Source organism: Streptomyces jumonjinensis (assembly GCF_009600885.1).
Classification (GTDB): domain Bacteria; phylum Actinomycetota; class Actinomycetes; order Streptomycetales; family Streptomycetaceae; genus Streptomyces; species Streptomyces jumonjinensis.
Window position 1 is genome coordinate 1 of the sequence record NZ_VCLA01000083.1, and the last position, 12,131, is coordinate 12,131.

The 12,131-nt window shown below is 72.4% G+C and carries 8 protein-coding genes and 1 pseudogene; 3 read left to right on the forward strand and 6 right to left on the reverse strand.

Annotation, left to right across the window (positions count from 1 at the left end):
* Positions 1-276: 276 nt before the first annotated feature.
* The 5 genes and pseudogenes from FF041_RS10060 to FF041_RS40025 form a co-directional block, all read right to left on the reverse strand.
* Positions 277-777: pseudogene (locus FF041_RS10060) on the reverse strand (DUF6099 family protein); the annotation flags it as partial.
* Positions 778-976: 199 nt separating this feature from the next.
* On the reverse strand, positions 977-1,381 hold the full coding sequence (locus FF041_RS10065) for a nucleotide pyrophosphohydrolase (RefSeq protein WP_153522224.1): 405 nt from the start codon (positions 1,379-1,381) through the stop codon (positions 977-979).
* Complete coding sequence (locus tag FF041_RS10070; protein WP_228388122.1) at positions 1,378-2,376, reverse strand: ATP-binding protein; 999 nt, start codon at positions 2,374-2,376, stop codon at positions 1,378-1,380. Before FF041_RS10070 ends, FF041_RS10065 begins: the two co-directional genes overlap by 4 nt.
* A gap of 66 nt (positions 2,377-2,442) precedes the next feature.
* Positions 2,443-2,859 carry a cell division protein SepF gene (locus tag FF041_RS10075; RefSeq protein ID WP_153522226.1) on the reverse strand — a complete coding sequence of 139 codons (417 nt, stop codon included), beginning with the start codon at positions 2,857-2,859 and terminating at the stop codon, positions 2,443-2,445.
* Between the two features lie 295 nt (positions 2,860-3,154).
* The gene (locus FF041_RS40025; protein WP_267133182.1) at positions 3,155-7,099 is read right to left on the reverse strand and encodes an AfsR/SARP family transcriptional regulator; all 3,945 of its coding nucleotides are present in this window, start codon (positions 7,097-7,099) and stop codon (positions 3,155-3,157) included.
* A 183-nt stretch (positions 7,100-7,282) separates the two neighbouring features.
* Between FF041_RS40025 and FF041_RS10090 the strand changes: the two genes are divergently transcribed.
* Positions 7,283-8,167 (forward strand): ParB/RepB/Spo0J family partition protein, encoded by an 885-nt coding sequence (locus FF041_RS10090; RefSeq protein WP_153522228.1) that lies wholly within the window; start codon positions 7,283-7,285, stop codon positions 8,165-8,167.
* A gap of 342 nt (positions 8,168-8,509) precedes the next feature.
* Entirely contained in the window at positions 8,510-9,871 is a 1,362-nt protein-coding gene (locus tag FF041_RS10100; RefSeq protein ID WP_153522230.1) for a pyridoxal phosphate-dependent decarboxylase family protein, read from the forward strand.
* A gap of 64 nt (positions 9,872-9,935) precedes the next feature.
* Here the strand turns inward: FF041_RS10100 and sepH are convergent, their stop codons facing one another.
* Entirely contained in the window at positions 9,936-11,003 is a 1,068-nt protein-coding gene (gene sepH, locus FF041_RS10105) for a septation protein SepH (protein WP_323372177.1), read from the reverse strand.
* A gap of 464 nt (positions 11,004-11,467) precedes the next feature.
* Here sepH and FF041_RS10110 point away from each other — a divergent pair.
* Positions 11,468-12,131 (forward strand): hypothetical protein (locus FF041_RS10110; protein WP_194291986.1); only part of this gene is annotated, 664 nt, incomplete at its 3' end.

Genomic DNA, 12,131 nt, shown 5'->3' on the forward strand with positions numbered 1-12,131 from the left:
CTCGGGCCCAAGGGGCCCCACCCACACCGGCGGCACCGGTCGATGAGCTGCGTCAACACCACTCGGACCGAAGGGGACCGACCCTCACAGACGGCCCGCCGTCGAGTCGACCGCGTCCGGCTTCTCCTTCACCCCCGTCTCCCCGGGGAGCTCCCCCACCGCCCCGGGCGCTTCACAGGAGCCCTGCGAGCCCTGCGCGCCGGGCAGTCCCCGCGCCCCGACCGCACCTGACCGGCCCGGCGAACCGGAGGAGTCCGCCGGGGACGGCAGCGGCCGGTCCGGCCGCACGGCGATCGGACCGGCTCTCGCCCGGCGGGCGTCGGGAGGTCTGCCCGCCTCACGGGCGGCCAGCTTGCGCAGCATCGTGCGCACCCGGTCGCTCGATTCGTCGGCCGCGTCTATCGCCTCGACGCAGCTCCAGTACAGCCCTTCGTCGTCGGTGCCGCAGGCGACCTGGACCAGGGCTATTCCCACATCTCCCAGCAGCGCTCCCAGCCCGAGCAGCGTCGCGCGCGCGTCCGCCATCCCGGAGAGCTGCGCCGCTCTGATCCCGCCGCTGTGCACTCCGGGGTGCTCCAGCGCGCCCACTCCTCGTCCGCCGGTCTCGCTCAGCCCGCGTGCCTCGCCTCTGAGTTCGGGCGGGCCGTACACCGCGAGCCGCCCGCCGATCGCCTGGGCGAGGGCCTGCGCCTGCCATGCCTCCGCCACGATGTCCGGTACCGTCCGGCTCTGCGCGAGAGCATGCCGCCCCGCGAAGATGAGTCGTTCCGCATCCATGTACGCGCCCCCGTCCGTACGTCGTATCTACCCACTCATTTCATTACCCAGAGTGAGACGTCTTGAGCCAAAACGCTAGAGGAATTCGGAAATCTCTGGACAGGAAGTGGGCTGTCGATCCGTTACTGACTCCGGAGAGTGACATTTCCTTGATCAGTGACGGATCGGAGCCCCGGTTCCCCCTGATCCCATCCCGAACTCACGTCACCGGGAAGCGTTTCTCATTGCGGTCGATCTTGTCGGAGAGCGCCATGAGGGGATCGACCCCGAGCACCTCGCAGAACTGGAGGAGATACGCCAGCACATCCGCGACCTCGTCCCGCACCCGGTGCGCGGACTCCTCCCGGTCCATCACCTGCGCCGACTGATCGGGCGTCAGCCACTGGAAGATCTCCACCAGTTCGGCCGCCTCGACCCCGATCGCCGTCGCCAGATTCTTCGGCGTGTGGTACGGCTCCCAGCCGCGCACCCGGGCGAACTCGGCCAGTCTGCGCTGGAGCTCCGCCAGATCCGGCCGTGCTCCCCCGTCCGGCTCGCCCGGACCGTTCCCGCCCTGACCGCTCTTACCGCCCTGACCGCTCTTACCGCTCTCCGCACTCGTCATGGCAGAAGATCTACCACCGTCACCCCGTCCGCCCCCCGCGCGAACGACGCGTCCGCGACCGCCCCCACCAGCCGCAGCTGCCCGCGCGCCGCCGTCCGGGCCGCCAGCGAGAGCAGTGCCCGCGCTTGTCCCCGGTCGAGCCACCGGTCGAAGCCGTCCGCGAGGACCGTCAGCGAACGAAGGGCCGCGGGAACCTCCGTAGCGTGGTCCCTGGCGAGCAGCGCGGGCCCGGTGAGCAGCACCAGCGCGAGGGCCGGATACCGCAGCGGCCCGTCCCCCAGGGGCGCCGGCCGGTGTCTTCCGTACGGCCGTGGATCGCAGACGAAGGCCGAACGCAGCGCCACCACGGTCTGCTCGGCCGCCGCCAGTACCTGTAACTGACCCTCGGTCCGGCCCGCCACCCGCAGCGGCAGCAGCGCCGTGCCGAGCCGGTCTCCCGGCAGTGGTGCGCGGGTGACCCGCGCCGAGCCCGCCGTATGCCAGGCGGCCTGCACCGAGGACCGTCGCGGATCGCGCAGCGCCGTGGTCAGCAGCGTCCGCCCGCCGCAGCTCAGCCGTTCGCCGACGAGCCGGAGTTCCGGCTCCGCCTGTACGGCGAGGTCGAGCCGTACCGGACCGACGGGGCCGTCGACCGTACAGCCGATACGGAACCCCCGCCGCCCCTGTTCGTCGGCGACCGCCCACTCGGGGACGCACCGCTCCGGCTCGGGGAACACCGTCCGCAGCCGGGCGCCCGCCGCCAGCAGCGCCAGCGCCTCGTACGCCTGTAACGCGTTCGACTTGCCGCTGCCGCTCGCCCCGGCGAGGAGCGTGAGCGGGGTGAGCGGCAGGGTGGTGCGCCGGTGGTTGCGGAAGGCGGTCAGCCGCAGCTCGGTGACGCGGGGGCGGGTGTCCGCCGGGCGGTCCGGCGGGGCGGGGCGGAGGGCGGGGTGGTGGTCCGGCGGGGCGGGGCGGAGGATCTGGTGCGCGCTGCTGAGCCGCGAGTCGGTGTCCATGCGCCGGACGGTACGCAGGGGGCGGCAGAGGCCGGCACGCCGAACCGTTCCGCCGCCCCGCCCTTCCTACGAACGGGGGATGGGGCGGGTGAAGGTGTCGGTCGCCTCGGTGATCCCGTCGACTTCCGTGCCCAGGGGGGCGAGCAGAAAGACATTGCGGTCGACGCGGTGCATCCCGCTGCCGAGGCCGAAGACGACGCCGCTGCTGAAGTCGAGGATGCGCTTGGCGACGTCGGCGTCCGCGCTGGTGAGATCGAGGAGCACCGGGATCTGCGCGATGAGGTAGTCGGCGACCTCCCGCGCGTCGGAGAAGACCCGTACCCGCAGGACGACCATACGGCGCTGTTCGACGGCGGCGCGGTCCTGCGGCACGGTGTGGTGGTCGACTCTGGACGGCCACTCGTTACGACCGCGCAGGGGGACGACCTGTGCCAGCCCCTCCCACTGCTCGTCGGTGACGTCGTACCTCTCGTACCTACTCATACGCCTATCCTCGCCCCCCTCACCCGTTCGGCCCAACTGCGACACGGGTGAGGCCGGCGGCTGTGCACCGGGATCGGCCGGTCGTCCCGCCGGCGGACGCGGAATCACCCGGCGGTCTCCATCGGCTCATCGGCTCTCCCTTGGGCCTTCGGCTCCGAGCGTACTTCACGACCCCGGCCCCGCACCGGGGTCCCGGCCCAGGGGAGTGTGCGTGCCGGATCCCGCCGGACAGAAGGGCTTTGACGACACGGCCCAGGCAGACAGACGGGACTCCGACAGCACAACCTGGGGAGGCTCAGGGCTGGGGCTGTCCCTCCAGCGCCTCCTGGAGCCGGCGGAAGGCGTCGTGGCCCGCCGCCGGGTCGAGGCCCTCGGCCGGCGGGCCGAACGGCGAGTGCACCGGACGGTATCCGGTCGTCATATGGATGGCCTCCGCCTGCCGGGCCGCCCGCACCGCCGCCACGAGATCGCCCCGGCATGCCTGGGCCACCGCGAGGACCGCCTGCGCCTGCCCCTCCAGGAGTCGCAGCTGCGACTCCTGCGCGGCGGTGAGCGCGGCTCCGGCGTGGCCCAGCGCCTCCGCCGGACGGCCGACCCGGGCCGCGCAGACCCCGAGTCCGAGCAGGGCCATGGTGCGGCCCTTGAGATAGCCGGTCTCCTCGGCGGTCACGCGCGCGATGCGGAAGTGCTCGTAGGCCCGTTCGTACTGGCCGAGCTGGTAGCGGGCGTGGCCCATGGCGAGCATCGCCTCCAGTTTGAGGCGGGGCCGTCCCGCCTTGCGGCTCAGCCGGCAGGCGGTGAGCGCGGCGCGCAGCGCCCCGGTCCCGTCGCCGCCCTCCGCCGCGATCATGGCGAGCGCGCAGACCGCCTCGGCCTCGCCCGCGAGATTGCCGATGCCCTGGAATCCCGTACGGGAGGCCGTGGCCAGTTCGCGGGCCGCCTCCAGCTGCCCGAGGTCCAGGGAGATCAGCGCCAGGGTGGTGCTGACCCGCGCGATGCTGTCGGGCGCGGACATCTTCCGGGAGAGCGCGAGCGCCCGCCTGCAGAGTCGTTCCGCCTCTCTGAGCCGTCCCATTCCATAGAGGACCTCGCTCAGTCCCTGGAGCGGCTGGTGCGGTGTCCGGCGCAGCCGGCGGTCGATGGTGATGGACTGGTCGTAGTACTCGGCGGCCTGGCTCAGCAGGCCCATGTCGGCGGAGACGCCGGCCAGGTTGGACAGGGCGACCGACTCGCACACCCCCCAGCCGGCCTCTCTGGCCAGTTCGATGGCCTGCTCGAAGTGGCCTCGGGCCAGCTCCAGATCGCCCGTGGTGAAGGTGGCGAGCCCGAGGCTCTGATGGGCGGCGGCCTGGCCCCGGAAGTCCTCGGCTCCGCGCGCGGCCCGCAGCGCGACGGTGGCGACCCGGATCCAGGTCTCGGCGTCGCGGCGGAGCCAGAAGTACCCGCGCAGGGTGTCCGCGAGGATCCATACGGCGGGAGAGGGCTCGCCGTCCGGCGCCGTGCCGGCCCCTGTGCCGGCCCCCGTCCCGGTCCCGGTCGCGGCCCCAGCCTCCGTCCCGGTCTCGGTCCCGGTCACGGGCCCCGGCCCGGTCGCGGTCTCCGTCTCCGCCTCGATCAGCCGGACCAGATCGGCACGTTCGGCGTCGAACCAGTCGGCTGCCTGCTGGGGGCCGTCGAATGTCTCGGGCCGGGCCCCGGGCCGCAGTGGATCGGGGTCCAGCCGCAGTATCTGCGGATAGAGGCTGCGGGCCGCGGCGTCCGCCGACGCGGTGTACCAGTGCAGCAGCCTGCCGTGCGCCTCGCGGTGCACGGTCCGGGTCCGCTCGGGGTCCACCAGCAGCCGTGCGTACCACCAGATCAGATCGTGCAGCCGCAGCCGTTCCTGGCCGTTGCGCTCCACCAGGTGCTCGGCGAAGAGCCGGTCGAGGAGGTGGTAGGCGGAGCCGGGCGAGCGTCCCAGCAGCGCGGAGACCGCGGCGACGGTGGTGGCGGGTCCGGGCAGCAGCCCCAGCATCCGGAAGGCCTCGGCCGCCTCCGGGTCGAGCCTGCGGTAGGAGAGCTCGAAGGCCCTGCGGACGGCGGAGTCGGGGTCGCCCGCGACGGCCAGGCTCTCCAGGGGGTTGCCCGAGCGCAGATCCCTGACCTGGTCGGCGATCCGGAAGTCGGGGCGGAGCGCCAGGTTCGCGGCGGCGATCCGAAGCGCCAGCGGGGTCCGGCCGCAGATGGCGACGAGTTCGCCCAGGGCCTCGGGCTCGGCCGCGGCCCGGTCGTCGCCGACCACACAGCGGACGAGTTCCTCGGCCTCGAACGAGGCCAGCGGGTGCAGCGGAAGCATCGCCGCGCCATGGCTGACGATCATCGCGCCGAGGCGGTTGCGGCTGGTGACCAGGGCGAGACAGCCGTCCTCGTACGGCAGCAACTGCCGGACCTGATCGGCGGACTCGGCGTTGTCGAGGACGATGAGCACCCGCCGCCCGGCCAGATTGCGCTGGTACAGCTCCGCCATCTCGGCCGCTGCGTGTGGAATGTCCTGATAGGGGACGCCGAGCGCGCGGAGCAGCCCGGACAGGGCCTCCTTGGGGCTCATCGGGCTCTCGTCGCTGTGTCCGCGGAGGTCGAGGAAGAGCTGGCCGTCGGGGAAGGCTTCGTTGGTGCCCCGGCACCACTGGAGGGCCAGCGCCGTCTTTCCGCTGCCCGCCGGTCCCACGATCATGACCACGCCGGAGCGGCCGAGCGCGCCCTCCACCAGCGAGGTCAGCTGGGCCAGTTCCACTTCCCGGCCGATGAACCCGCCGGTTCGGGAGATGCGCTGTACGGATTCGGCCTCGGCGCGGGCGGGTGCGGGATCGCCGTCGGAGGGCTCGGCGGAGCGGCCCGGCCCGGCCGGGGCGGAGTCGCGCGGCGGCCGGTCGGGGGATCCGCGCTCGTACGGCGCGCGGTCGAGAGCCGGGTTCCCGGAGCGCGAGCCGCCGTGCGGCATACGCTCATCGGCCCCGCCGTCGCGAGACCGGTCGTCGTAGCCCGTGCGGTCGTACGTCCGGCGGTCAGGCCCCCGGTCGTCGTAGGGCGCATTGTCGTAAGGCGCACTGTCGTAGGCCGCACCGTCGTAGGCCACACCGTCCTGAGCCGCCGCGCCCTCGGGCGCCGCCGTGCCGCGCCGCATACCGGCGGCGGAGCCGCCGCGGCGGGTGCCGTCCCGGTACACGCCGCCTTCGCCGGGGCCGCCGTGGTCCGTCCGGCGACGGCCGAGGCCGCCCCGGTCGACGCCCTCGCGGCCCGATCCGCTCGGGTCGGGTCCGTCGTGCGGCTCGTGCCCGGACGCCGGACGGACCTCGGCCGTACGCCCGCCGGACCTGCGGCCCCGCTCCGCCGGGTCGGGGTCCGCGCCGTCCCGGGCGGTCCGGTCCGCCGCGCTCCCGTCCGCGGCGCCGTCGCCCCGGGCCGCCTCACGCCCCGGGACCGCGCCCCCCTCCAGAAGTGCCGTGTCCGCGCGGAGGATCAGCGCGTGGACGCGCTGGAGGTCCGCGCCCGGGTCGAGGCCGAGCTCCTCGGCGAGCCGCGCCCGGGTCTCGTTGAAGACCTCCAGCGCCTCCCCCCGGTGGTCCGCCCGGTAGAGCGCGATCATTCGGAGCATGGCAAGCCGCTCATGGTGCGGATGCTCCGCCGTGGCGCGGGCCAGCTCCTCCAGTACGACCCCGCGCTGACCGAGCGCCAGCCGGGCCTCGGCCCGCTGGGTGACGGCCGACAGATACAGCTCGTCGAAGCCGGTGCCCAGCCGTCGCACCAGCGCGTCCGACGCGGTGCCCGCGAGCACCGGGCCGCCCCACTCGGCCAGCGCGCGTTCGATCAGACGGAGTCGCTCAGCGGCGTCGTCCGTCCGTTCCGCTTTCTGCACCAGAGAGCGGAAGCTGTGCAGATCGACGGCGAGCGGGTCGCCTTCGACCAGGTACCCGTCGCTCGCCCTGGTCAACGCAAAGCCATAGCGCGCGGCTTCCGCTTCCAGGAAGCGCCCGCGCAGCCGGGAGACATGGACCTGAAGGCTGCCGCGCGCGCTCGACGGCGGCTCCCGCTCGTCCCAGAGCAGGTCGATCAGCCGGTTGGCCGGGACCACCCGGCCGATGTCGAGCAGCAGCAGACCGAGCAGCAGTCTCTCCCGGCGGCGGCCGATCCGCAGCGCGACTCCCTGGGAGAACCACTCCAGGCCCCCCAGAACAGAGAACCGCATTCCCCCATCGGTCATGCAACGCGTCCCTCGGTGCATCCATCGGTCATGCATTGCATCCTCTGCGTTCGCTCGCCAAGTGGCAAGCGAATGGCAAGGTCATGGCCAGGCTGTGGCCGGTGGCGTCTGAGAGTTTGCCAATCTGCCCGGGGTTGAAGGCGGGGAAACCGGGCGGTAGGCAAGAGGAAGGGTTCCATCAGCATGTCCTCAGAGATGTCCACCGAGCTCGACAAAGGGCAGACCCACTCCGACGCCGCGAACCGGCAGCCGTCGGAGCTGCCGCTGAGCTGGATCGGTCAGAACCCTGACAATCCACGCGAAGCCTTGAGAGATCTTGAGCCGCTGACCACCAGTATCCGCGAGATCGGCCTCGTCAACGCCATCACCGTCGCCTCGGTGCGGGCCTATGTCCGGGAGCGGCCCGCCCGGGCCGTCGAACTCGCCCCGGACGCCCACTACATCGTCGTGGACGGTCACCGGCGCCTCGAAGCCGCCCGGCTCGCCGGGCTGACCCGGGTCAGGGTCAGCGTCGACGACGCCCTGGTCTCCACCGACCGCTCACTGCTCGAAGCCGCCTTCGTCGCCAATGTCCACCGCGACGACATGAACCCTCTGGAGCAGGCCTACGCCCTGAAGAAGCTGGTCGAGTTCTACGGCTCCCAGAACAAGGCCGCCAAGCGTCTCGGCATCGCCCAGTCGACCATCTCCTCCAAGCTCTCGGTGCTGGAACTCGGCCCCGAGCTCCAGGCCGATCTGCTCGCGGGGCGCCGCAAGGTCGTCCATGTCCGCAATCTCTCCCGGCTCACCCCTCAGCAGCAGAAGCAGCGCGCGGACGCCCGGGCCGCCGCCACCGAGTCCCGGTCCGCCGAGACCCGGCACCACCCGTCCGCGGTGTCGAACCCGCTGTCCGCCATCCCCCGGCAGCGGGCCACCCTCACCATGCCCTGGGCGGACGGCGTCGCCTGCGCCGAGATCGCCATCTCGCGGATGCGTCCGGCCGAGCGGGCGCGGATGCTGCGCCGCCTCTGGCAGGAGGCGGAGAAAGAAGCCCGCGCGGCACGGCTGGTCGCCCCCCGCCGGGGCTGACCGGAGCTGACCGGTACTGACCGGGACGGCAAGGCCGGGCACGGACCTACAATTTGAACCCGGACGAATTCACGCATGTCACGGGATCAGATCCGAGGAGGGCTCGTGCCTGGCCCGACCCATTGCCGAGACCGAGCGCATGATCCGGGCCGAGCTGGGCGATACGCCCATCCGGCACGCCCAGGTGACTCCTCCCCCGGATGAATCCGGGGGCTTCTCGCCATGCCGGTTGGGCATTGCGACGGATCAGCCCGGCCCGTAGAACATCGAGTGCCCCGACGGTGTCGGCGTGCGCCTGGTGGCCGCAGCCGACGCAGTGGAACCTCTCCTGTGAGGACACCCATGGACCTTGAGCACTGGCTGCGCGAGGCGGCGCGATCCAACGCCCGCTGGTCGGCGGGGTTCGGCCCCTATGAGCCCCATCCCTCGCTCGCCGTGGACGACGACCGTTTCGCCGAGGTGTTCGGCGAGTTCACCGAGCGGCTGAAGGACAACTATCCCTTCTTCCACCCCCGTTACGCGGGCCAGATGCTCAAGCCCCCGCATCCGGCGGCCGTCGTCGGCTATGTCACCGCGATGCTGATCAACCCCAACAACCACGCGCTGGACGGGGGTCCGGCCACCGCGCTGATGGAACGCGAGGTGATCCAGCAGCTCGCGGACCTCTTCGGATTCACCGCCCTCGGACATCTCACCACCAGCGGCACCGTCGCCAATCTGGAAGCCCTCTTCGTCGCCCGCGAGCTCCATCCGGACCGCGGGATCGCCTTCAGCTCCGAGGCCCACTACACCCACGGCCGGATGTGCCGGGTGCTCGGCGTCGAGGGGCATCCGGTCCCGGTCTGCGACCAGGGCCGGATGGATCTCACCGCCCTGGAGGAGCTGCTGCGCACGGGCCGGGTGGGCACCGTGGTGCTCACCGCGGGCACCACCGGACTCGGCGCGATAGACGCGATGGACCAGGCGCTCTCACTCCGGGAGCGGTACGGCGTCCGTATCCATGTCGACGCGGCGTACGGAGGGTTCTTCACCCTGCTCGCGGGCGCGGAGGGCCCGGCCGGGCTGGCCGCCGCGCCCTGGCGGGCCATCGCCCGGTGCGACTCGGTGGTGGTCGACCCGCATAAGCACGGACTCCAGCCCTACGGCTGCGGCGCGGTCCTCTTCGCCGACCCGGAGGTGGGCCGCTTCTATCTGCATGACTCGCCCTACACCTACTTCACCTCCGATGAGCTCCACCTCGGCGAGATCAGCCTGGAGTGCTCCCGGGCCGGCGCCTCGGCCGCCGCCCTGTGGCTGACCTTCCGGCTGCTGCCGCCGACCCCCGAGGGGCTGGGGCGAGTGCTGGCGGCGGGCCGGAGAGCGGCGCTGCGCTGGGCGGAGCTGATCGAGTCGTCGGAGGCGGTGGAGCTCTATCAGCGGCCCGAGCTGGACATCGTCACCTGTTTCCCGGTGACGGACCCGCTCTGTCTGTCGGCTGTCGACGCCGCGTCGGAGCGGGTGATGCGGGAGGGGATGGCGGCGGACGACCCCGTCTTCCTCAGCACCCTGCGGGCCTCGGCGAGCGCGCTCACCGCCCGCCGCCCCGAGGTGGCGGCGGACGCGGACGGAGCGCGCGTGCTGCGCAGCGTGCTGATGAAACCGGAGGCCGAGCACCAGGTGGAGCGGCTCCACGCCCGGCTGGAGGAACTGGCCGGACGGCGATAGGCAATCGGCAATCGGTCGTCGGGGCCGCGCCAGGGGGCGGCTCCGACGACCGACCGGCTACGGCCTACTCCTGCTTCTTACGGCGGGTGCCGAAGACGATCTCGTCCCAGCTGGGGACGGCCGCGCGCCGACCCGGACGGACGCCGTCCGCCTCGGCCTGACGGTCCGTCGTGCCGGTCAGCCGGTCATGGTGACCCGCCACCGACCTCGGGGGCATCAGCACATCCGCGTACGCCGAGCCCGCGCCCGCGGACGCCGCCGGGGCCACCGACTCCTCGGCGTCCTGCTCGTCGTCCGTCTCCTCCAGGCCGTCCACTACCGGGCGTTCCGGCACGACCATGTCGCCGCGGAAGCTGGGCACCGCCTCCAGAAGGCTCGTCAGGGAGTCCCGCTCGCTCTCCCCGGGCGGCTCAGCCGTCTGCGGACGCTCCAGCGGGCGGTCGAGCGTACGGTCCAGCGGCCGGTCCCTGGGCAGTCGCGCGATCCGGGGCACGAACGGAAAGCTCGGCTCCTGCGCGGCGATGGTGTCGTCGGTCTCGCCGATCAGCGCGCGCGCTTCGTCGTCGACGGCCTGGACCAGTCGCCGGGGCGGGTCATAGCTCCAGCTCGCCGAGTGCGGTTCGCCCGCCACCCGGTAGATGAGCAGTACTTCCCAGGTGCCGTCGTCGCGCCGCCAGGAGTCCCAGAGCAGGGTGTCCTTCTCCGCGCCGCGGAGGGTCAGCCGCTCCTGCACCGCCTCACCGAGCTGGGGGCCGGTGTTCTCGCCGGGACGGCGTACGGAGGTCTTGCGCGCCCGCTCCGCCATGAAGGCCCGCTCCGCGAGCACCGGTCCCTCGAAACGGCGCACCCGCTCCACGGGGATGCCGGCGAACTGGGCCACCTCCTCCGCGGAGGCTCCGGCCCGTATCCGCGCCTGGATGTCCCGGGGGCGGAGATGGCTCTCGACCTCGATCTCGATCTGGCCGAGCCGGGCGCGGTCGTTGCGGACCGCGGCACGCAGCCGCTCATCGATCGGAAGGGTGTACTCCGTGCTGTCGGCAGCTTTGAGCACCAGTCGTGTGCCGTCGTTGGAGACGGCCACGACACGCAGTTCGGGCATGGGGACCTCCCGGGTGGTGCCTGCCGACGTCACCTGTTGCGTCGCTGCTTCCGCTAGTCGAGTGTGGCCTGCCCGGGTGCAGCCTGCCACAACCTTGCCGAGTTGCCCGGCGTGTCGGGCACAGGCCCTGGTTCACCGTTATGGCAAGGTTACCCGTTTGCCACTCAGTGTGACCAATTGATCACTCTGCGTGCAGATATCCCAGCGATATCGCGGCGACGCCGGTTCGAGCGCCGCTTTCGGCCCCCTTCCTGGATTCCGGGCACCCATGAGGGAGCCTGGGCCCAGGGTTCGCCACAGTACTCCATTCGGGCCATCCGGGTGGACCGCCGCGCCGCCGAACTTCTCCCCGTGCGGGGCGGTGCACCGGCGGCACAAGGATCGCGGGTGCGTCACGGGTGAACTGATTCACAGAATCTTCTCAAAGGGAACTATTCACTTCTCCCATTTGTCCCTCATGGGTACGTACGAGCCAGAAAGGCGAACAGGGGCTGAGGATGCATCAGAAGCCGGACACCGCAGAGGACCGGACCCAGGAGCGTGAACGACGGCCCGATGTGAGCGTTCCGCAGGTCGCGGGAAGCGCCCTCGCGGCGATCGCCGCCGCCGTGCTCGCCTCCCGGCTGGGCGTCTACGGCACGATCATCGGCGCGGGCGTCGTCAGCGTGGTCGCCACCAGCGGCGGACCGCTCTTCCAGCATCTGTTCAGCCGTACCGGCGAGCAGATCCGCGAAGCCGCGGTACAGACACGGCCGAAGACCCGCCGGACGCGGAAGGCCCGCCGGACGCCGGCGGAGTCCGTCGAAGGTCTGCCCGCCCACCGTGACGGGCAGCGGCCGTACGACGGGGAGTTCGGCGCCGCGACCACTCATGGCACCCGGGCACGGGGCAGGCGGCGTCCGCTCCTGGCCGCCGCCGTCGTCTTCGGCACGGCCATGGTGGGGATCACCGGCTTCGAGCTGGCCTCGGGCTCCGAACTCGGCGGCGGGGGCGGGGGCACCACCGTCGGCTCGGTCGTACGCGGCGGAGGCGGCGGGTCCGCGCCGGACGGGGAGCCCTCGCACTCCCCGGAGCCCACGCGTCCCCCGGAGGAGCGGCGGCAGGAGAGCCCGTCGCCCGGGGACGACCGCTCCGGCGCCCCGGACGGGCAGCGCTCCGAGG